Raw genomic sequence first — 18,735 nt, forward strand, 5'->3', positions numbered from 1 at the left:
CCGCAAATTATATTTGACCGATCAGTCAAAAATCAACTAGAATTTGCTCACCATGCCAAGACCCTCTGAATTTGACCGTGACGAAGTCCTCCACCGCGCGATGGAGGTGTTCTGGTGCCAGGGCTATGAAGCCACCGGCCTGCCCGACCTGGTGGAAGCCATGGGCATAGGCCGGCAAAGCCTGTACAACACCTTCGAGAGCAAGCGCGGCCTGTTCCTGCAGGCGCTGCAGGTCTACCAGGCTGAGCGTGCTGAGTCGCTGATGAAGACTGTTCACGAAGCGCCATCCCCCCTGCGCGGCATCGAAGCGCTGCTGCTGTCCATCGCCTGCCAGACCGGCGTGGCGCGCACGCGTGGCTGCCTGTCGGTGAACACCGCCTCCGAAATCGGCGTCAGCGATGCCGAGGTGGCCGAGCTGCTGCGCCAGGGCGGCAACCGCTCCAAGACTGACCTGGCTGCGGCGCTGAAGCAGGCCAAGGTGCTGGGCGAACTACCGACTGAACTGGACGAGAAAGCCGGCGCCGAATTCATCCTCACCGTGATGCGCGGCCTGCGCGTCACCGGCAAAGCCGGCGCCCCCGTGGCCGAATCGCGCAACGTGGTGCGCATGGCCATGACCGCACTGACTCATTTCCGCCCTGCCGAAGAAGACGGCGCGGCCTGACCCACACCACCAACGGAGAACACACCATGTTGCGCACGATAGAAAAACCGCTGTACACCGCCCACACCCACACCACCGGCGGGCGCGACGGCACCGGCAAATCCAGCGACGGTCAACTCAACGTCAAGCTCAGCCCACCCGGCCTGGGCAAGCCCGGCACCAACCCCGAGCAACTGCTGGCGGTGGGCTGGTCGGCCTGCTTCATGGGCGCGATGCGCCGCGCCGGCGCACCGCTGGGCCTGCGCCTGCCCGACGATGCGTCCATAGACGCCGAAGTCATGCTGGGCAACACCGCTGACCAGGGCTTTGCGCTGGCGATGAAGATGACAGTGCACCTGCCGGGCCTGGCGCCCGAGCAAAAGCGCCAGTTGGTGGACGGCGCCCACCAGTTGTGCCCTTACTCGCTGGCCACGCGCGGCAACATCGCGGTGGAGTTCGTGATTCCCTGACGCGCGTGGCCGCGCGCGTCACACCTTGACGCGCTTGGCCGCTCGGGCTGGCCCGGTCTTGTGGCCCAGCAAGAATTCCACAAACGTGCGCACCCGCAGCGGCACGTAGCGCAGGTGCGGGTACAGCAGGTTGTAGGGGCGCGAGCGGCCGCCCAGCGGCTTCAGCAATTCCATCAGCCGGCCCTGGCGCAGGTCTTCCTCCACCACGAACCTGTAGGCCTGAAAGATGCCCGCGCCATGCCGCGCCAGCGTCACGCCGGCCAGCACATCGTCTGAGCAGGCGTAGCCGCCCGTGGTCAGCAACTCCACGTCCTTGCTGTCCTGGCGGAACAGCCACGGGATGGTACGGCCACTGCTGGGCAGCTCAAACTGGATGCAGTCATGCCGCTGCAAATCGCCCAGCGTCTTGGGCTCACCACGGCGGCGCAGGTAGTCCGGCGCGGCCACCAGCACCAGTTCCGCATCTTCCAGGTGACGCGCGATCAGCGTGGAGTCGCCCGGGTCACGCACGCGCACGGCCAGGTCATAGCCTTCGGCAGCGAAATCGATGTTGCGGTTGCTGACGTGCACCTCCACGCGGATGTCGGGGTAGCTTGCGCGGAACGCCGGCAACAGCGGCAGCAAACGGTAGTGCCCGTAGGTGGTGGGCACGCTGATGCGCAGCAACCCGCTGGGCGTGGCTTGGCGGCCGCTGACATCACGCTCGGCCTCCAGCAACTGGTTCAGCGCGTGGCGACATTGCTCGTAATACGCCTGGCCGGCTTCGGTCAGGCGTATCTGCCGCGTGGTGCGCACGAACAGCCGCACACCAAAGCGTTCTTCCAGCCGGGCCACCGTGCGGCTGACGGCAGCCGGCGTCACGCCGGTGGCCGTGGCGGCGGCCGTGAAGCCGTGCAGCTCGGCCGCCGCACAAAACAGCTCCAGGCTGCCCAACATCAAATCATCGAACTGGCGGTTCATGGATTAATTACATGGTGTAAGCAGTGAAGTGATTTATAGCCTATTTATTTATGCCGGTGGAATAAATAGATTACGTCTTACGGGCTGCGGCATGGCTGCCAAGCCCGGCAAACACTGCAACAACCCTTGAAAGGACCTGATCATGAGCAACAACACACCCAAGACCGTCGTCATCACCGGCGCCTCCAGCGGCATCGGCCTGGCACTGGCCCGCGCCTTCCTGCAACGCGGCGACAACGTGGTCGGCAATGCCCGCACCGAGGAACGCTTGAAACAGGCAGCCACCAGCCTGGGGAACCCCGACAACTTCCTGGCCGTGGCCGGCGACGTGGCGGACCCGAGCGTGGGCACCCAGCTGATCGCGCGCGCTGTGCAGCGCTTCGGCCAGGTCGACGTGCTGGTCAACAACGCCGGTGTCTTCATCGCCAAGCCGCTGACCGACTACACGCCGGACGATCTGGAGGCGATGGTCAACACCAACCTGAAGGGCTTCGTCTACCCGTCGCAAGCCGCCGCCCGCCACATGGTGCCGCGCAAGGCCGGGCGCATCATCAACATCACCGCCAGCCTGGGCTCGCAACCGATGCAGGCCGTGCCGGCACTGCTGCCGGTGCTGATCAAAGGCGGCATCAACCAGGCCACCAAGGCGCTGGCGCTGGAACTCGCGCCGCACAACATCCAGGTCAACGCGGTGGCGCCTGGCATCGTGGACACGCCCATGCACCCCGCCGTCAACCATGGCTTCCTGAGCGGGCTGTCGCCGGCCAACCGCATCGCCAGCACGCAGGAGATCGCCGACGCCGTGCTGTACCTGGCCGATGCCGGCTTCACCAGCGGCGTGGTGCTGCCGGTGGATGGCGGCGCAAACGCGGGCAAGTGGTGATGGAAGCGCCGCTGATGAACAGCGACCGCGAAACCCTGATGGCCCTGGTGCAGCGCTATTTTGACGCCCTGCACCAGGGCGATGCCGAGGCGCTGCGCGCCGTGTTCCACCCGCAGGCCCGCCTGTTTGGCGAGGTCAAGGGCGAGATCGTGTTGCGCGAGCTGGAGCCCTACCTGCGCCTGGTGGCCGGTCGCACCAGCCCGCAACAAAAGGGCGAGTCGCAGCAGATGAAGCTGCTGGCGCTGCAGATCCACGGCGCCACTGCCGTGGCCACCACGCAGTGCCCGATGCTGGGCCTGAACTACCTGGACCAGCTCAGCCTGCTGAAGCAGGACGGCCAGTGGCGTATCGTCAACAAGCTGTACACCCACCTGGACAACTGACCGCCCGCCCTCTTCAACACCCCGGAGAACACCATGCCCTACATCCGCATAGAAATCACCCGCGAAGGCGTCACGCTGGCGCAGAAGCAGCAACTAATCACCGAGGCCACCAACATGATGGTGCGCGTGCTCAACAAGGACCCGGCCGCCACCTTCGTCGTCATCGACGAGGTGGACACCGACAACTGGGGCTGGAAGGGCCGCACCGTCACCGAGCTGCGGCGCGAAGAGGCGGCGGCCAAGGCTGGCCGCTGAGCTTGCCGCCCGGTCGCTCGTCGTCCCAAGCCATGGCGCTGATGCGCCAACCCTGCGGCCCGTGTACGAACTGCGTGCTGATGACACCGTGCTCCACAAAGCCCCGGCCCCGGTAGACGCCGCTCTTGCGGTAGCGGCTGAAGCGCTGCGCCACGTGGCCGAACACCTGCGTGTGTTCGCTGAGCTCCCATTCGTGAAACTGGGTCAGCGTGCCAGCCTCCACCTCGGCATGCCGCCCTTTGGCGAACTGCTCCACGGTCTGCACGTGCGGCACCACCTCGGTGCCGCGCACCAGCAGGCCGCCGGGAACGAACAGCGCGCGCACTTGCCCATAACGCGGGTAAGTGCCGGCGGCGAACGACACCAGGTAGAAGAAATCCGCCATCAGCGCGGCCAGTGCGCGGCGGGTGGCGGCTTCGCCCTCCGGCAGCTGGTGGGGTGAACCATCCGGCGGGTCGGCCGTGCCGGCGGGCGGCTCGGCCAGGTGCAGCTCGGCGCAGCCCATCATGCGGCCTCCGCCAGCGGCTCAGGCTGCGGGTTCAGGTCGTCCCAGGGCAGCACCATGCGCGTCAGCGCGGCGCGGGCACGCTCGGCAAAGGCCTGCGGCAGCACGGCCGAGCGGCGGAGCTCGCGGTCGAAGTGCACGGCCACAAAGTGGGCAATGGCGCAGACCTCACCGGTGCTGGCGTCCACCAGCTCATGGGCAAAGCGCAGCGCCTTGGCACGCACCTCCAGCACGCCGCTGCGCACATACACCACGTCGCCGGCATGCAGCTCGCGCTGGTAGCTGGTGCGCTGGTCCATGGACACCATGCCGAGGCCGGTATCGCGCATCCAGCCCGGTGTGATGCCCAGCGTGGCCAGCAATTGCCACGAAGCCTGCTCGAACATGCTGGTGTAGAACATCACATTCATGTGACCCATGTGGTCGCAATGCCACTGGGGCACCACGCCGCGGTAGGTTTCGGTCAGGGGCCGCGTCATGCCAGTGCCCCTTCCCGTGCGGCCAACCGCGGCGCGGCAATTGCCCGGCGCTGCAGCCTGGCCTGCCGCAGCCGCGCGCGCAAGTGGTCGAGCCGGTCAGGCCCCCAGAACAATTCGCCGCCGAAAATGAACGACGGCACGCCAAACACGCCTTCGCATTCGGCCTGCTCGCGCACCTCGGCCAGTTCCTGCGGCCCCAGCACGGCGGCATAGCCCCGAAAACCGGCCACGTCCAGCCCGGCGGCCTGCAGACAGCGCTCCACCTGTTCCGCGTTGTCGATTTCCATGTGGTGGCTCCAGAACTGGTCCAGCAGCGGATCCTGGAAGGCGCGCAGCGCGCCACAGCGCTTGGCGTACAGCATGGCCAGGCTGACCAGCGTGGGGTCGTAGATCTTGCGCGTGCCCTTGACCAGCATGCCGCGCTCGGTGGCCTGGCGGCGCACGTCGCCATACAGGTAGCGCAGCTTGCGCCATTCGCGCTCATTGCGCGTGGCCACCGCGCCGTAGACGCCCTCCAGGTCCACCGCGTAGGGGTACCAGTCGAGCAGCACGTGAAAGTCGTGCTCCAGCTGGTAGGCGCCGGCCATGGCCAGGTAGGCATAGGGGCTGCGGCAATCGGTGTAGACGCGCACCCGGGTAGGGATGGTGGTGTTCATGATGTTTCCTCCTTGAAAGATGGCTGTGGGCATGGCTGTGGGTGTGGGCCGGCCTCAGCTCTGGCAGTCCGCCGGCGCGCGTGGCGCCAGCTTCTTGTCGCCGGCGTATTTGGCGGCTGCCGCCTTCACCAGCGGTTTGATGATTTGCTCGTCGGCCTGTAGCCAATCGCTGGTGAACTGCCATCGGCGGCCATCCCAGCTGGTCATGCGCGTCCAGGCGGCGCCCATGTGGTCGGCGCACGAGGTGGAGATGGGGCGCAGCACGCCGGAGAAGCCCAGTGCGTCCAGCTTGGCCTGCGTCAGGTTCAGGTTCTCCAGGCCCCAGCGCACCTGCTCGCCGCTGACCACCCGGCCCCTGCCGAAGCGCTCCTGCGCGGCGCGCACGCCCTCCACGCCCAGCATGGCGCTCATGGCGCCGCGCATGTACAGCACCTGCCCCACCTCGTCGCGCGCTCCGGTGCCCTGGCCCTTGTCGTGCACCAGCGCCAGCATGTCCTTGACCAGGCGCGACTGCGGCTCGGCGCCATGCTGCAGGGCCACGGCGTTGTAGCCCTTGGCCCCCTCGGCCACGTCCTTCACATCGGGCTCGGCACCGGCCCACCACACGCCATACATCTTCTCGCGCGGGTAGCCGGTGGCCTGGGCCTCCTTGATGGCGGTGGAATTCATCACGCCCCAGCCCCACAGCAGCACGTAGTCCGGCCTGGCCTGGCGGATCTGCAACCAGATGGATTTCTGCTCCAGCCCGGGCGCCGCCACCGGCAGCAGTTGCAACGCAAAGCCGTTCAGGTGGGCGCGCTCCTGCAGCAGCGCAATCGGCTCCTTGCCATAAGGACTGTCGTGATAGACCAGCGTGATCTTCTTGCCCTTGAGCTTGTCAAAGCCGCCTTCCTTCCTGGCGATGACCTGCAGCATGGTGTCGGCCGCCACCCAGTAGGTGCCGGCGATGGGGAAATTCCACTTGAACACCATGCCGTCAGCGCTCTCGCTGCGGCCATAGCCCAGCGTCAGCAGCGGGATCTTGTCCACCGGCGCCTTTTCAGAAATGGCGAAGGTGGCACCGGTGGACAGCGGCTGCACCACCGTGCCGCCACCGTGCCTGGCCTTCAGGCGCTCATAGCACTCCACGCTGCGCGCGGTGTCGTAGCCGGTCTCGCATTCCTCGAAGGATATCTTGACGCCGTTGATGCCGCCACGCGCGTTGACCAGCTTCAGGTAGTCCACGTAGCCATTGGCCCAGGGTGTGCCGTTGGGCGCGTAAGGCCCGGTGCGGTACGACAGCACGGGGAAGAACTGGGTCTTGGCCGCCTCCGTGGCGCTGGGCGCCGTGGCGGCCAGGCTGGCGCAGGACAGCGCGCCGGACAAAACCAGACAAAGGGGAGTGAGTGCTTTCAGCATGGTGGTTCCTGACATGAGGTGTGCGGGCGTGAGCAGCGTGGTCGCCCGCAGAAAAGTGGTTTTTTCTGCTCCCTGTGAGAATGAAATGAATCCATGTTCACAATGAAATGAATTCTAGTTCACACCTACGAAATCAGGCCAGCGCAGCGCTGTATCAGATGTGTCGTGCCGGCAGCAGTTTGTATCGTTTGTATTGGCGTTGGCGCTTGCGGCATCAATGTTATGAACCTGTGTTCATAACTTCATGACACAATGGCATCGAAGACTGCCGTCCATCCCCACACACCATGGTCTACCACCGCACCGAGAACGTCGAAAACCAATTGGCGCAAAACCGCGCCCGCATCCTGGAGGCCGCCCACCGGCTGATCAGCGAAGGCGGTTGGCAGGAGGGCCAGGTGGCCAACATCGCCGCCGCGGCCGGCCTGGCCACCGGCACCGTGTACCGCTATTTCCCGTCCAAGGTGGAGCTGTTCACCGAGGTGCTGGAGCTGGTCAGCCACCACGAGCAGGTGGTGATGGGCGAGGTGATAGACGGCGACGGCACGCCGGCCGAGCGCCTGCACGACGTGGTGCGCACCTTCGTGATGCGCGCCATGCGCAACCGCCGCATGGCCTATGCGTTGATCGCCGAACCCTGCGACCGCGAGATCGACGAGGCGCGGCTCAAATCCCGCTACGCCATTGGCCAGCAGATCGTGCGCCTGCTGAAGGAAGGCCAGAAGAGCGGCGAATTCCGCAAGGACTTGCGGGCCGACCTAGCCGCCGCCATCATCGTCGGCGGCTTCATGGAGGCGCTGGTGGGGCCGCTGTCACCGCTGGCGGCCAACCTGAAGGCCGAGTCGGCGGCGGCGGCGGAAGTGGCAGAAGAGATTGCGGGGCTTTGCTGTGCGGCGGTGCTGGCGGCGCCAACACCCAAGGCCGCGCGACGCTGAAGCTGCGGCTGCGGCAGCTGGCCTGGAGCCAACTCACTCCCGCAAACGCGTGTAACGGCTGAGCCAATTCACCTCCCAGGTCTGGCCGCCATCCACCGAGAAGGCCCGCTCCGACTGCGCCGTGTCGGCACCGGTGGGCCAGATGGCAAAGCGCACCAGCACGGCGCGACCGTTGATGGTCTCCTGGTCATAGAACACGCCACGGCCATTGCTGAACCCGCCGACACTGGGTACCCCCAGCGTGCCCACGCCGGGGTTGGCGACATTCAGGTTCCACTGGCCGCTGGAAGGGTTGTACAAGCGCAGCGACAGCAGTTCCACCGCGCCCGCCGGGCCCATGGCCTTGAACTCGGCCAAGTTGGCGCGGCCACCCCAGATGGGCTTGACCACGGTGACGCCCGCCATCTCCGCCCAAGTGGTGGAACCGGTCAACGGCTTGAGCAGGCGGGAAGACTGCGTGCGCCAGGTGCCGATGTTGAAATCAAAGTCATGCGCACCATCACGCACCGCGGCCGCTTGCTTGGCTGGTGCATCTGGCGGCGCTGGTTGGATCTGCGCCGTGGGGCCAAGGCGGGTGTCGTCGGCAATCCAGTTCAGCTCCCAGGTCTTGCCGCCATCGTCCGAAAAGGCCTGCTCGAAATGCACCGAGTCCGGCGTGACCTCGGAGATCACAAAACGCACCCACACCATGCGGCCGTTGAACTCCTCAAAATTGTAGAACTCGCCGCGTCCGTTGCGAAAGGCGCCGACGGTCGGTGGCAGCGACACCTCGCCCACCCGGCGGTTGGCAAAGTTCAGGCTCCATTGCCTTGCCGCCGGGTTGTACAACCGCAAGGAGAGAGCGCCGATGTGGCCGGCGGGGCCGTCCACCTCCAGCTCCACCAGATTGGCGGCGCCGTTCCATACCTTGCGGACCACGGTGGTGCCCTGGTAATCGGCCCATTCCTGGCTGCCTGACAGCGGACGCAGCAGGCGCTTGAGCCGGGTCTGCCAGGCGCCGATTTCGAAGTCGAAATCGTGGGTGCCATCGCGCGGCGCTGCAGCCGGCGTGGGCGCGGCGGCCTGTGCAGGCACGGTGACCGTTTGCGCCGCTGCGGGCACGGTCAGGCAGGCCAGCGCCAGCGCGGCGCCAAAACCCCGGAAAAACTTCATCTGCATGGCGCTCCACAACCGGTTGGGATGGCTGCGAATACTATGTGCGCTGGGCGCTACGCAAAAGGGCCATTTGGGCGAAAAACAGCTGGGCCACTTACCGCCCGGCAGGCTGAACAGAGGCGGCATGGACACCTTGTTTGAAATCGGCTTGGATTTGGCGGCAATGGGGTCGCGCGTTTCCGCGCGCAGCCTGCACCAGCAACTGAAGGCGGCCATCCTGGACGGCCGCCTGGCGCCGGACAGCCAGTTGCCGCCCACACGCACGGCAGGCGCGGTGTTCCGGGTGTCGCGCAACACCGTGGCCGAGGTGTATGAGCGGCTGCTGCACGAAGGGCTGGTGCGCACCCGCCAGGGCGCAGGCACCTACGTGGCGGCCAAAGAAGCGGTCAAGCGCCCACGGGTGGGCCCAAGCGCCGGCGCGGCCAAGCCACGGCTGCCCGACCCGCGCCTGAACCCCTTCTGGTTGCGCCTCGATGTCACCCGTGCCATGGGCTTCTGGCATGCGCAAGATCCGGTGGCGCAGCCTCAGCCCGACCCCCAAGCCCCGGTGATCGACTTCCGCCCCGCGCTGGTGGACGCCACGCTCTTCCCGCACGACGTGTTCCGCCGTGTCAGCGCCGGACAATTGCGCGCTCTGGAGCGCCAGCCCGCCAACCTGAAAAGCCCGCAAGGCAACCAGGGCAACCCCGCTTTGCGCGACGCCGTCAGCCGGCACATCGCGCTGACGCGCGCGGTGGTGTGCGCCGCGGACGACATCATCGTCACCTCGGGCGCACAACAGGCGTTCGACCTGCTGGCGCGCGTGCTGGTCAGGCCTGATGAGACCGTGGTGGCGGTAGAAGACCCCGGTTACCCGCCGTTGCGCGTGGCCTTCGCGGCGGCAGGCGCCCGGTTGGTACCGGTGCCGGTGGACAACGAAGGCCTGATGGTGGCGCAGTTGCCACCGGGCGTGGGCGTGATCTGCGTGACGCCGTCACACCAATTTCCGCTGGGTGTGGCCATGTCGACGCGAAGGCGCAAGGAATTGCTGGCCTACGCGCGCCGCCAAGGCGCCGTCATCGTGGAAGACGACTACGACGGCGAGTACCGCTTTGACGGCGGCCCGTTGGAGGCCCTGCGCCCCCGTGAATCTGCCGACACCGTGTTCTATGTCGGCACCTTCTCCAAATGCATGCTGCCGGCCCTGCGCCTGGGCTTCGTGGTCGCCCCGGCTTGGGCCATGCCCACGCTGATCACCGCCAAGAACGCGCTGGACTGGCACTGCCCCACGCCGCTGCAACTGGGCGTGGCCGCTTTCATCGAGGCCGGCCACCTGACGCAGCACGTGCGCAAGATGCGCCAGGCCTACCAGCGGCGCCGCCAGCTGCTGATGGAACTGCTACACAAGGAGCTGGGCCAATGGCTGCATGTGCTGCCATCGAGCTACGGCATGCACATGACCGCCGTGGCGCGCGACGACGTCACGGTCGACCTGGACGCGGCGGCGCAGGCGCTGCTGGCGCACAACGTGAAGCTGCATTCGCTGCGGCGGTATGACCTGGGGCCGGCTGCGCGGCAAGGGCTGGTGTTGGGTTACGGCGCGGTGGACCTGCCGGAGATTCGCCGCGGCGTGGCGCTGCTGCGTGGGGTGTTGCAAGGATGAGCCGCCCGTGTGGCCGCCCCCGGCTCAGGCACCGACCGCCGAAAAGCGCGCCAGGATGCCTGCGTGGCGCTGTGGCCAGTCGGACAGCGCATGCGCGTCACCACCCAGCACGGCGCTGACAAAGGCCGTTGCCAAAGCCCGCGTGGCCTCTTTCACCTGCGGGTTGAGGGCGGCGCCGCCGCTGCCACCCCGGTCTGTGAACACGCTGTGCGAGCCGCCGTCAAACACCGCCAGCCATTTGCGCGCGCTGCCAGTGGCGTCAAACACTGCCAGACGATCCTCGGCACCACTGTAGTAGCCGGGGACGCGGATGACGTCCTCGGTGCAAGTGACGTGCAGGCTGGGCACGGCCACGGCCTGCAGGATCTTGCGCGGCTCGGCTTCGCCATAAAAGGGCGGCGCCGAGATGACGATGGCAGCGCGCACCCGGTCGTCACGCAGCTCAAGGGCGCGGCCTTCGCGTTCGACATGGGCGCCGCTGACCAGCAGCGTGGTGTTGGCGCCGTAGCTGTGGCCGGCAGCAACGATGCGGCTGGCGTCAAGGCGCGGCGCCAGCTCGCCCATCAGCAGCGTGTCGAGCGCAAAGCGCACGTCCTGCGTGCGGGCAATGGCCTCGCTGGCCTGCGCCGCGGCCTGCAGGCGCCCAGGCAGGCCGAAGATACTGCCCGCCCACAATTGGTTGTCGCTGCCCACGTGCTGCAGATGCAGGCTGGCGATGCCGTGGCGCGCAAAGTGCTGGCCCAGCCAGCTGTAACCCCGGCGCGAGCCCCCGATGCCGTGCGAAAACACCACCACCGGCACCGGCTGCGGGGCCTGCGGCAGGTACAGCCGAACCGGCACCCCGCGCTGGCGGCGGGCGTCGGCCCATTCCAGTTCCAGCGTGTCGAAAGGCGTGGCTTCGTCGGTGGCGGCGGCACCAAACGCGCGCAATGGCAAGGCACCCGCCAGGGCCAATGCAGCGCCCATGCGCAGCCAGCTGCGGCGTTGTTGGTTCATGCAATGCCCCTTCAAAAGCGCAACAGCGAGTTTGCCACCAAGCCTACCTTACTCCACCGTCACACTCTTGGCCAGATTGCGCGGCTTGTCCACATCCGTCCCCCGCGCGCACGCCGTGTGGTAGGCCAGCAACTGCAGCGGCACCACATGCAATAGCGGTGACAGCGGGCCGTAATGCTCGGGCATTCGTATCACCTGCACGCCCTCGTCGCTCTCAATGCGGGTGTCGGTGTCGGCCAACACGTACAGGCGCCCGCCGCGGGCGCGCACCTCTTGCATGTTGCTCTTCAGCTTTTCCAGCAGCTGGTCGTTGGGCGCCACGGTGACCACCGGCATGGCGCTGGTCACCAGGGCCAGTGGGCCATGCTTCAACTCGCCGGCCGGGTAGGCCTCGGCATGGATGTAGCTGATTTCCTTCAATTTGAGCGCGCCTTCCAGCGCGATGGGGTAGTGCAGACCCCGACCCAGGAACAGCGCATTTTCCATCTTGGCAAAGTCTTCCGACCAGCTGATCAGCTGTGGCTCCAGCGCCAGCACCGCCTGCAGGGCGGACGGCAGGTGGCGCAGCGCCTTCAGGTGCGTGGCCTCTGCTTCGTCGCTCAGCCGCCCCTTGGCCTGGGCCAACGCCAGTGTCAGCAAAAACAGGCCGGCCAGCTGGGTGGTGAAGGCCTTGGTGGACGCCACGCCCACTTCCACGCCGGCACGGGTGATGTAGGCCAGTTTGCATTCCCGCACCATGGCGCTGGTGGCGACGTTGCAGATGGTCAGCGTGTTCGTCATGCCCAAGGACTGCGCGTGGCGCAGCGCCGCCAGCGTGTCGGCCGTCTCGCCGGACTGCGTGATGGTGACAATCAGCGTGCGCGGGTTGGGCACCGAATCGCGGTAGCGGTATTCGCTGGCCACTTCCACCTGGGTCGGCATCTTGGCGATGCTCTCCAGCCAATACTTGGCGGTGCAGCCGCTGTAGTAGCTGGTGCCGCAGGCCAGGATCAGCACATTGTCAATCTCCTGAAACACGCGGTGTGCGCCATCGCCAAACAGCTCGGGCACGATGCCCGCCACGCCTTCCAGCGTGTCGGACAGCGCACGCGGCTGCTCGAAAATTTCCTTTTGCATGTAGTGGCGGTAAGGCCCCAGTTCGGCCGCGCCACTATGCGCCTGCACCGTCTTCACCGGGCGCTGCACCGGCTGCAAGGGCTTGTGCTGCTTGTCCACCACCCAGTACTTGCCGAGCTGGATGTCCACCACGTCGCCCTCGTCCAGGTAGACGATCTGGTCTGTCACGCCGGCCAGGGCCATGGCGTCGCTGGCCAGGAAGTGTTCGCTGCCGTCCTTACCCACGCCCAGGATCAGCGGCGAGCCGGCGCGCGCGCCGATCAGCCGGTGCGGCTCGTCCTTGCAGAACACCGCAATGGCATAGGCGCCGTGCAGGTGACCCACGGCGGCCTTCACGGCGTCGAACAGGTCACCCTCGTACAGGCTGTCCACCAGGTGGGCAATGACCTCGGTGTCGGTCTGGCTGGCAAACACATAGCCCTTGGCCTTCAGGCTGGCACGCAGCTCGTCGTGGTTTTCGATGATGCCGTTGTGCACCAGTGCCACGCGGCCGGGGCGGGCACCGTCCGCGCCGGCCTCGGCGCCGGGGCCGTGGCTGAAGTGCGGGTGGGCGTTGTGCACCGCCGGCACGCCATGGGTGGCCCAACGGGTGTGGGCGATTCCGGTGGCGCCGGTGATGTGGCCGCTGGCCACCTGCTCGGCCAGCTCGGCCACCCGTGAGGTGCTGCGCGCACGCTGCAGGCCGTCGGCATACACCGCCACGCCGCAGGAGTCATATCCCCGGTATTCCAGCCGTTGCAGGCCCTGGACCAGGATGGGGACGATGTTGCGGGTGGAAACTGAGCCGACGATGCCACACATGGGATTTGCTCCGTGTTTTGTTGCGAGGTGATGGGATGCTATGGCAAGCCGAATGAAATAAGCAGTCTTTTTTTCTCGATTTGTTTCGTTTTATTTCCTGATTTCCAAAACTATTATTTTTATTCCATAATCCATTCAATCATGGAAGAAATGACGCTCGACGCGGTAGATCACAGGCTGCTGGAGTTGCTGCAAAGAGACAGCAGCCTGAGCAACCAGGCGCTGTCCGAACGCATCGCCACCTCGCCGCCCACCTGCCTGCGCCGGGTCAAGCGGCTGCGCGAGCTCGGGCTGATCGAGCGCGAGATCGCCGTGCTCAGCCCGGACAAGCTGGCCCAGGCCTATGGCCATGGGTTGTGCGCCATCGTGGAGATCACGCTGGACCGGCAGGGCAACGAGGCGCAAGAGACCTTTGAGCAGCGCGTGGCCGGCATGGACGCGGTGCAACAGTGCTACCGCGTGTCGCCGGGGCCGGACTTCGTGCTGGTGGTGCACGCGCGCGACATGCCGGACTATCTGGCGCTGGCGCAGCAGCTGTTTACGGCGGATGCCAATGTGCGCAATGTGAAGGCCTTCTTCAGCATCAAGCGCAGCAAGTTCGGCGCCCGCCTGCCGCTGCCCGCGCCGGGTACCGCCGGCATGTTGGCCTAGGGCAGCACCCAGCTGACACGGCAGCCGGCGTCCACGCCGTCACTGTGCACCACCATGCTGCCGCCATGGCGCGCAACGATGCGCCGCACCAGTGCAAGCCCCAGGCCAAGCCCCTCGTAATCACTGGCACTGTGCAGCCGGGCAAACACCTGGCCCAGCTTGCCAGCGTGCTGCGGGTTGAAGCCACAGCCGTTGTCCTGCACATGCCATTGCACCCGACCACCAGGCAGCGTGGTGGCCCCCACTTCCACCACAGCGGCTTCGCGCCGCGCGGTGAATTTGACCGCGTTGGCCAACACCTGGCGCCACAGCTCGCGCGCCAGTTGCGGGTCCGCCTGCATGGGGGGCAAGGCTTCGGCCACGCGCCATTCCACATGGCGCCCCTGCCACTGCGGCGCCAGGCTGGCGCGCACTTCGGCGACCAGCGCTGCGGTGTCAAGCGCCGCCGGTTGCAAGGCCACCCGACCCAGCCGCGACAGCTCCATCAACCCGTCCACCATCTGCCCCATGCGCTGGGCCGACCCGGTGATGGTGCCCAGGTAGCCAGCGGCGTCGGTGTTCAGCGTGTCGCCCAGCTCCTCGTGCAACAGCGCGGCATAGGCGGTGATGTGGCGCAGCGGCGCGCGCAGGTCGTGGCCTATGCAGTGGGCCACGTCGTCCAGCTCACGTTTGAGCGCAGCCAGCTCCTGCTGAAGCTGCGCTATCTGCGCTTGCGGCGAAGACGGCTCCTGGGTCATCGTGGCCTGTCGCTGGCTACTTGTTCTTCTTCGGCCGCGTCCAGCCGGTGATGGTGGCCTGCTTGCCGCGCGCCACCGTCAGCACACCGGCTGGCGTGTCCTTGGTGACGGTGGAGCCACCCCCCACGGTGCCGCCGGCACCCAGTGTGATGGGTGCCACCAGCACGCAGTTGCTGCCCACATGCACATCGGCCTCGATCACCGTGCGGTGCTTGTTGGCGCCATCGTAGTTGGCGGTGATGCTACCGGCGCCATAGTTGACGCGCTCGCCCACCGTGGCGTCGCCCAGGTAGGCCAGGTGGTTGGCCTTGGCCCCCTTGGCCAGGCTGGAATTCTTGACTTCGACGAAGTTGCCGATGTGCACCTCTTCGCCCAGTTGCGCGCCGGGACGCAGGCGGGCAAATGGGCCGATCAGCGCGCCGGCGCCCACGCGCACCGCGTCCTTGGGCGAAGCGCCGCCTTCGATGTGGGTGAACGGGTGGATGACGGCGCCAGCGTCAACGACCACATTGCTGATGACGCAGTTGGCGCCGATGCGCACGCCATCGCCAAGGCTGACCTGGCCGGCGAACACACAGTTGACGTCGATCTCCACGTCCTGCCCGCACTGCAGCGTGCCGCGCACGTCAAAGCGCGCCGGGTCGGCCAGGCGCACGCCGGCCTCCATCAGCTGCCGCGCCAGCCGCTGCTGGTAGGAGCGCTCCAGCTCGGCCAATTGCACCGGGCTGTTGACGCCCGCCACCTGCGGGGCATCGTCAATCAGCTGGCCCACCACCGGCACGCCATCGGCGACGGCGAACTTGACGATGTCGGTCAGGTAGTACTCGCCCTGGGCGTTCTTGTTGTCCAGGCGCGCCAGCCAGGCCTTCAACTGCCTGGCGGGCACGGCCATGATGCCGCTGTAAATCTCGCGTATCTGCCGCTGCTCGGGCGAGGCATCCTTGTGCTCCACGATGGCCTGCACGCTGCCGCCCGCGCTGTTGCGCACGATGCGGCCGTAGCCCGTGGGGTCGGCAAACTCAATCGTCAGCAGCGCCAGTTTGTCGCCGCCACTGGCCGCGATCAGTTTGGCCAGTGTGTCGGCTTGCGTCAGCGGCACATCGCCCGACAGCACCACCACGATGCCATCGTCCGGCAACTGCGGCACCGCCTGCTGCACCGCGTGGCCGGTGCCCAGCTGGGGCTCCTGGCGCACGAATTTCATGTCCAGCCGGGCGCTCTCGGGTGCCTTGCCCAGCGCCGCCTCCACCTGCTCGGCGCCGTGGCCGGTGATGACCACCGCGCGGCGCGCGTGCAACTGCGCCGCCGTGTCCACCACATGCACCAACAGGGCGCGCCCGCCAATCTGGTGCAGCACCTTGGGCAATGCGCTTTTCATGCGCGTGCCCTTGCCGGCGGCCATGATGACCACGTCCACCGCCGGGCCGCCTGCTGCTGTCTTTGCGTCTGCGCTCATGTCTGAAGTCCGCCATGCCTGAGGTTGCTATGGATAACCATTATCAACGCTAGAGCCAGCCCCCTAAGCCTGCGCTGAAAGAATGGCCAGGATGCAGGATACTGTGGGGAAGACTCATTTCTCACCGCATGCGCATTCTGCTGGTCGACGACCACCAACTGTTTGTCCAGGGCCTGAAGTTCCTGCTGACCGAGCTGGACGAACGGCTGGAATGCATTTCCGCCGCCAGCCTGGAGCAGGCCGAGCAGCAACCCGGCCCGTTTGACCTCGTGCTGCTGGACCTGCGCATGCCCGGCATCGGCGGCGGCGCCGGGCTGGCGCGCATCAAGCAGACCTTCGAAGGCGTGCCGGTGGTCATCGTATCCGGCGAGGAGCAGCCGCACCTCATCCACCACCTGATCAACGATGGCGCCGCCGGCTTCATCCCCAAGTCGTCCTCGCCCAACCTGCTGGTGGCGGCACTGCGCCTGGTGCTGCATGGCGGCATCTACCTGCCGCCGCAGGCGCTGGTGGGCATCAACGTGGAATTGCCCGCGCCAGAGGCCACCAACCCCATCGAATCCCTGGGTCTGACACTGCGCCAGACCGAGGTGATGCTGAAAATGGTGCAGGGCAAGACCAACAAGATGATTGCCCGCGAACTGGAGCTGTCCGAAGCCACGGTCAAGCAACACGTGGCTACCGCGTTTCGCGCGCTGAAGGTCAACAGCCGGGTAGAAGCCCTGTACAAGGCCGCCCGCCTGGGGTTGACGCAAGACCCGGCTGAGTAATTTGCGTCCTTGAGAGTCCGCAGGCCAATCGGTTGGCAAGATCAGGCCGGCGTCACCAACGGGGCCGGGCTGGTCACCGCCTGGGCCGCATCACGCACCGCCTGGGCCGCCATCAGCTCGCGCCGCAATTGCTCCAGCCGCACGGGTTTGTGCAGCAGGTTGATGCCGGCGGCCTGGGCCTCGCGCAGCCGGTCGGGCGCGGTGTCACCGCTGACCAGCACCGCGCTGACACCGGGCCAGCGGCTCTGCACCGCGCGTATGGTGGCAATGCCGTTGTCACCCTCGCGCAGGCGGAAATCGGCCAGCACCAGGTCGGGCCGGGTCTGCTGCACCATACGCATGGCCTCCAGGGTGTCGGCCGCTTCCAGGCAACTGCAGCCCAACTCCTCCAGCAGCAGGCGCACGCTGACCCGCACCGAGGGCTCGTCATCCACCAGCAGCACCTGCAAGGCATAGCGCTGGTCGCCATCGGGCGCGCGGGCGGGGCCATCGTGTGCCATGGCGGGCGCAGGCACCACCGGCAACAGCAGCTCGAAGCAGGTGCCCTGCCCCGGCTGCGAGCGCATGCGCATGCGCAGGTCCAGCAGGCTCACCAGCCGCTGCACGATGGCCAGGCCCAGCCCCAGACCCTTGGAGCGGTCGCGCTGGGTGTTGCCCACCTGGTAGAACTCCTGGAACACCTTCTGCTGCTCGGCCTGCGCAATGCCCACGCCGGTGTCGCTGACGCGTATGCAGGCCATGCCCTCCAGGCGCCCCACCTCCACCGCGATGTGGCCGCCGGGCGTGAACTTCAGCGCGTTGCCCGTCAGGTTGCCCAGCACGCGCAGCAGCAGGTTGACGTCGCTGCGCACCCAATCGTCGCCCTCGAAGCTGAAGCGCGCCGCCAGCCCCTTTTGCTGGATCGCGGCCTCAATCTCCTGGCAGTGCTGGCGCACCACCTGATTCAACTGGAAGGTCTGCCAATTGGGGGCAACGATGCCGGCGTCCAGCTTGGAGACGTCCAGCAGGCCGTCAAGCTGGCTGGCCAAGGCTTCGGTGGACTGGCGCAGCAACTCCACGATCTGCGCGCTGCGCTTGTCCAGCGGACGCATGGACAGCGTGGTGGCCAGCAAGGAGAGCGAGTGCAGCGGCTGGCGCAGGTCATGGCTGGCGGCGGCCAGAAAGCGCGTCTTGGCCGAGCTGGCCTCGCGCGCCTGCACCAGCGCGTGGTGCAGCTTCTCGTTCATCTCGTGCTCATGCAGCCGTATGCGCCAGGAGTCGATGAAGGTCTTCTCGGTTTCCTGGGCAAAGCGCAGCAGCAGCCAGGCATAGATGGCGATGATCAGCGCCAGTGAACGTTCCGTCCACGACGGAGTTTCCACCCACGGCACCAGCGCCCACACCGCCACCAGCGTGCCCATCAACGGCAGCAGATGGGCCAGCAGCGTGGGCCGGTCGCCGCCCAGGAAACCCACCGCCGCCGTGCCCAGGCCCAGCAGCATCAGCGTGAACAGGAAGCGCTCGGGCTCGGACAGCACCGGAAAGAACGTCAGGCTGAGCGCATGCACCACGCCGCTGATGCCCGACAGCCACATCACCACCCGCAGCTTGCCCGCCACGTCCAGGTCGGCCCGTGCCGGCAGGCGGCTCAGCGCCCGATAGCGGAAGAACAGCACCGCAAACTCCAGCAGCACCCAGCCGGCCACCTGCCAAGCCGGTGCCCGGTTGGCCGCCACCACCGCCATGAAGACCACCACCGAGGCCAGCGGTATCGGCATCGACAACGCGTGGTTGGCGATGAACTCCACCAGGCGCTCGCCCGATTGCAGCCGTTGCGCGTCTACCGTCTTCATGCTGCCAGCCCG

20 protein-coding genes are annotated in these 18,735 nt (G+C 66.8%); 9 read left to right on the plus strand and 11 right to left on the minus strand.

Annotation, left to right across the window (positions count from 1 at the left end; all coding sequences use genetic code 11):
* Positions 1 to 52 precede the first annotated feature (52 nt).
* Both AC1DX2_RS19970 and AC1DX2_RS19975 read left to right on the plus strand, forming a co-directional pair.
* On the plus strand, positions 53 to 664 hold the full coding sequence (locus AC1DX2_RS19970) for a TetR/AcrR family transcriptional regulator (RefSeq protein WP_477198148.1): 612 nt from the start codon (positions 53 to 55) through the stop codon (positions 662 to 664).
* A 26-nt stretch (positions 665 to 690) separates the two neighbouring features.
* Positions 691 to 1,113 (plus strand): organic hydroperoxide resistance protein, encoded by a 423-nt coding sequence (locus tag AC1DX2_RS19975; protein WP_477198149.1) that lies wholly within the window; start codon positions 691 to 693, stop codon positions 1,111 to 1,113.
* Between the two features lie 18 nt (positions 1,114 to 1,131).
* On the opposite strand, the gene AC1DX2_RS19980 is transcribed toward AC1DX2_RS19975, so the two are convergent.
* Positions 1,132 to 2,073 (minus strand): substrate binding domain-containing protein, encoded by a 942-nt coding sequence (locus AC1DX2_RS19980; RefSeq protein WP_477198150.1) that lies wholly within the window; start codon positions 2,071 to 2,073, stop codon positions 1,132 to 1,134.
* A 142-nt stretch (positions 2,074 to 2,215) separates the two neighbouring features.
* On the opposite strand from AC1DX2_RS19980, the gene AC1DX2_RS19985 reads away from it, so the two are divergent.
* From AC1DX2_RS19985 to AC1DX2_RS19995, 3 genes are read left to right on the plus strand one after another with little or no spacing between them, the layout of a single operon-like run.
* Positions 2,216 to 2,956 carry an SDR family NAD(P)-dependent oxidoreductase gene (locus AC1DX2_RS19985; protein ID WP_477198151.1) on the plus strand — a complete coding sequence of 247 codons (741 nt, stop codon included), beginning with the start codon at positions 2,216 to 2,218 and terminating at the stop codon, positions 2,954 to 2,956.
* A 14-nt stretch (positions 2,957 to 2,970) separates the two neighbouring features.
* Entirely contained in the window at positions 2,971 to 3,339 is a 369-nt protein-coding gene (locus tag AC1DX2_RS19990; RefSeq protein WP_477198152.1) for a nuclear transport factor 2 family protein, read from the plus strand.
* Positions 3,340 to 3,372: 33 nt separating this feature from the next.
* The gene (locus AC1DX2_RS19995) at positions 3,373 to 3,594 is read left to right on the plus strand and encodes a tautomerase family protein (protein ID WP_477198153.1); all 222 of its coding nucleotides are present in this window, start codon (positions 3,373 to 3,375) and stop codon (positions 3,592 to 3,594) included.
* On the opposite strand, the gene AC1DX2_RS20000 is transcribed toward AC1DX2_RS19995, so the two are convergent.
* The 4 genes from AC1DX2_RS20000 to AC1DX2_RS20015 are packed head-to-tail and all read right to left on the minus strand — an operon-like array spanning position 3,548 to position 6,632.
* Positions 3,548 to 4,102 carry a hypothetical protein gene (locus AC1DX2_RS20000; protein WP_477198154.1) on the minus strand — a complete coding sequence of 185 codons (555 nt, stop codon included), beginning with the start codon at positions 4,100 to 4,102 and terminating at the stop codon, positions 3,548 to 3,550. The genes AC1DX2_RS19995 and AC1DX2_RS20000 overlap by 47 nt on opposite strands.
* Positions 4,099 to 4,578 carry an acyl-CoA thioesterase gene (locus AC1DX2_RS20005; protein ID WP_477198155.1) on the minus strand — a complete coding sequence of 160 codons (480 nt, stop codon included), beginning with the start codon at positions 4,576 to 4,578 and terminating at the stop codon, positions 4,099 to 4,101. The genes AC1DX2_RS20000 and AC1DX2_RS20005 overlap by 4 nt, the downstream gene beginning before the upstream one ends.
* A complete protein-coding gene (locus AC1DX2_RS20010) occupies positions 4,575 to 5,234 on the minus strand; it encodes a DsbA family protein (protein WP_477198156.1) in 660 nt (219 codons plus the stop codon). The genes AC1DX2_RS20005 and AC1DX2_RS20010 overlap by 4 nt, the downstream gene beginning before the upstream one ends.
* Positions 5,235 to 5,288: 54 nt before the next feature.
* A complete protein-coding gene (locus AC1DX2_RS20015; RefSeq protein WP_477198157.1) occupies positions 5,289 to 6,632 on the minus strand; it encodes an ABC transporter substrate-binding protein in 1,344 nt (447 codons plus the stop codon).
* A gap of 287 nt (positions 6,633 to 6,919) precedes the next feature.
* Here AC1DX2_RS20015 and AC1DX2_RS20020 point away from each other — a divergent pair, with 287 nt between their 5' ends.
* Positions 6,920 to 7,567 (plus strand): TetR/AcrR family transcriptional regulator, encoded by a 648-nt coding sequence (locus AC1DX2_RS20020; RefSeq protein WP_477198158.1) that lies wholly within the window; start codon positions 6,920 to 6,922, stop codon positions 7,565 to 7,567.
* Between the two features lie 33 nt (positions 7,568 to 7,600).
* Here the strand turns inward: AC1DX2_RS20020 and AC1DX2_RS20025 are convergent, their stop codons facing one another.
* A complete protein-coding gene (locus AC1DX2_RS20025) occupies positions 7,601 to 8,725 on the minus strand; it encodes a hypothetical protein (RefSeq protein ID WP_477198159.1) in 1,125 nt (374 codons plus the stop codon).
* 121 nt (positions 8,726 to 8,846) lie between these two features.
* On the opposite strand from AC1DX2_RS20025, the gene pdxR reads away from it, so the two are divergent.
* Positions 8,847 to 10,364 (plus strand): MocR-like pyridoxine biosynthesis transcription factor PdxR, encoded by a 1,518-nt coding sequence (gene pdxR / locus AC1DX2_RS20030; RefSeq protein ID WP_477198160.1) that lies wholly within the window; start codon positions 8,847 to 8,849, stop codon positions 10,362 to 10,364.
* Positions 10,365 to 10,388: 24 nt separating this feature from the next.
* Here pdxR and AC1DX2_RS20035 read toward each other — a convergent pair whose 3' ends face one another.
* Both AC1DX2_RS20035 and glmS read right to left on the minus strand, forming a co-directional pair.
* A complete protein-coding gene (locus AC1DX2_RS20035; RefSeq protein ID WP_477198161.1) occupies positions 10,389 to 11,360 on the minus strand; it encodes an alpha/beta hydrolase family protein in 972 nt (323 codons plus the stop codon).
* 48 nt (positions 11,361 to 11,408) lie between these two features.
* Positions 11,409 to 13,277: a glutamine--fructose-6-phosphate transaminase (isomerizing) gene (glmS, locus tag AC1DX2_RS20040; RefSeq protein ID WP_477198162.1), complete on the minus strand. Its 1,869-nt coding sequence runs from the start codon at positions 13,275 to 13,277 to the stop codon at positions 11,409 to 11,411.
* A 141-nt stretch (positions 13,278 to 13,418) separates the two neighbouring features.
* Here glmS and AC1DX2_RS20045 point away from each other — a divergent pair, with 141 nt between their 5' ends.
* Entirely contained in the window at positions 13,419 to 13,928 is a 510-nt protein-coding gene (locus AC1DX2_RS20045) for an Lrp/AsnC family transcriptional regulator (RefSeq protein ID WP_477198163.1), read from the plus strand.
* Here the strand turns inward: AC1DX2_RS20045 and AC1DX2_RS20050 are convergent.
* Both AC1DX2_RS20050 and glmU read right to left on the minus strand, forming a co-directional pair.
* Positions 13,925 to 14,665, minus strand: coding sequence for a sensor histidine kinase (locus tag AC1DX2_RS20050; RefSeq protein ID WP_477198164.1), 741 nt, complete (start codon positions 14,663 to 14,665; stop codon positions 13,925 to 13,927). The genes AC1DX2_RS20045 and AC1DX2_RS20050 overlap by 4 nt on opposite strands.
* A 16-nt stretch (positions 14,666 to 14,681) precedes the next feature.
* On the minus strand, positions 14,682 to 16,121 hold the full coding sequence (gene glmU, locus AC1DX2_RS20055; protein ID WP_477198165.1) for a bifunctional UDP-N-acetylglucosamine diphosphorylase/glucosamine-1-phosphate N-acetyltransferase GlmU: 1,440 nt from the start codon (positions 16,119 to 16,121) through the stop codon (positions 14,682 to 14,684).
* Positions 16,122 to 16,249: 128 nt separating this feature from the next.
* Here glmU and AC1DX2_RS20060 point away from each other — a divergent pair, with 128 nt between their 5' ends.
* Complete coding sequence (locus tag AC1DX2_RS20060; protein WP_477198166.1) at positions 16,250 to 16,891, plus strand: response regulator; 642 nt, start codon at positions 16,250 to 16,252, stop codon at positions 16,889 to 16,891.
* 41 nt (positions 16,892 to 16,932) lie between these two features.
* Here AC1DX2_RS20060 and AC1DX2_RS20065 read toward each other — a convergent pair whose 3' ends face one another.
* Positions 16,933 to 18,723: a hybrid sensor histidine kinase/response regulator gene (locus tag AC1DX2_RS20065; RefSeq protein WP_477198167.1), complete on the minus strand. Its 1,791-nt coding sequence runs from the start codon at positions 18,721 to 18,723 to the stop codon at positions 16,933 to 16,935.
* Positions 18,724 to 18,735 lie beyond the last annotated feature (12 nt).

Source organism: Hylemonella sp. P2_B10 (assembly GCF_056404875.1).

Coding starts and splice junctions, on each gene's coding strand:
- AC1DX2_RS20000 (WP_477198154.1), bottom strand. CDS start 4,102: ATGATGGGCTGCGCCGAGCTGCACCTGGCCGAGCCGCCCGCCGGCACG.
- AC1DX2_RS19990 (WP_477198152.1), top strand. CDS start 2,971: ATGAACAGCGACCGCGAAACCCTGATGGCCCTGGTGCAGCGCTATTTT.
- AC1DX2_RS19985 (WP_477198151.1), top strand. CDS start 2,216: ATGAGCAACAACACACCCAAGACCGTCGTCATCACCGGCGCCTCCAGC.
- AC1DX2_RS19980 (WP_477198150.1), bottom strand. CDS start 2,073: ATGAACCGCCAGTTCGATGATTTGATGTTGGGCAGCCTGGAGCTGTTT.
- AC1DX2_RS20005 (WP_477198155.1), bottom strand. CDS start 4,578: ATGACGCGGCCCCTGACCGAAACCTACCGCGGCGTGGTGCCCCAGTGG.
- AC1DX2_RS20065 (WP_477198167.1), bottom strand. CDS start 18,723: ATGAAGACGGTAGACGCGCAACGGCTGCAATCGGGCGAGCGCCTGGTG.
- AC1DX2_RS20035 (WP_477198161.1), bottom strand. CDS start 11,360: ATGAACCAACAACGCCGCAGCTGGCTGCGCATGGGCGCTGCATTGGCC.
- glmS (WP_477198162.1), bottom strand. CDS start 13,277: ATGTGTGGCATCGTCGGCTCAGTTTCCACCCGCAACATCGTCCCCATC.
- AC1DX2_RS20060 (WP_477198166.1), top strand. CDS start 16,250: ATGCGCATTCTGCTGGTCGACGACCACCAACTGTTTGTCCAGGGCCTG.
- AC1DX2_RS20025 (WP_477198159.1), bottom strand. CDS start 8,725: ATGCAGATGAAGTTTTTCCGGGGTTTTGGCGCCGCGCTGGCGCTGGCC.
- AC1DX2_RS19970 (WP_477198148.1), top strand. CDS start 53: ATGCCAAGACCCTCTGAATTTGACCGTGACGAAGTCCTCCACCGCGCG.
- AC1DX2_RS20050 (WP_477198164.1), bottom strand. CDS start 14,665: ATGACCCAGGAGCCGTCTTCGCCGCAAGCGCAGATAGCGCAGCTTCAG.
- AC1DX2_RS19995 (WP_477198153.1), top strand. CDS start 3,373: ATGCCCTACATCCGCATAGAAATCACCCGCGAAGGCGTCACGCTGGCG.
- AC1DX2_RS20020 (WP_477198158.1), top strand. CDS start 6,920: ATGGTCTACCACCGCACCGAGAACGTCGAAAACCAATTGGCGCAAAAC.
- AC1DX2_RS20015 (WP_477198157.1), bottom strand. CDS start 6,632: ATGCTGAAAGCACTCACTCCCCTTTGTCTGGTTTTGTCCGGCGCGCTG.
- AC1DX2_RS20010 (WP_477198156.1), bottom strand. CDS start 5,234: ATGAACACCACCATCCCTACCCGGGTGCGCGTCTACACCGATTGCCGC.
- pdxR (WP_477198160.1), top strand. CDS start 8,847: ATGGACACCTTGTTTGAAATCGGCTTGGATTTGGCGGCAATGGGGTCG.
- AC1DX2_RS19975 (WP_477198149.1), top strand. CDS start 691: ATGTTGCGCACGATAGAAAAACCGCTGTACACCGCCCACACCCACACC.
- glmU (WP_477198165.1), bottom strand. CDS start 16,121: ATGAGCGCAGACGCAAAGACAGCAGCAGGCGGCCCGGCGGTGGACGTG.
- AC1DX2_RS20045 (WP_477198163.1), top strand. CDS start 13,419: ATGGAAGAAATGACGCTCGACGCGGTAGATCACAGGCTGCTGGAGTTG.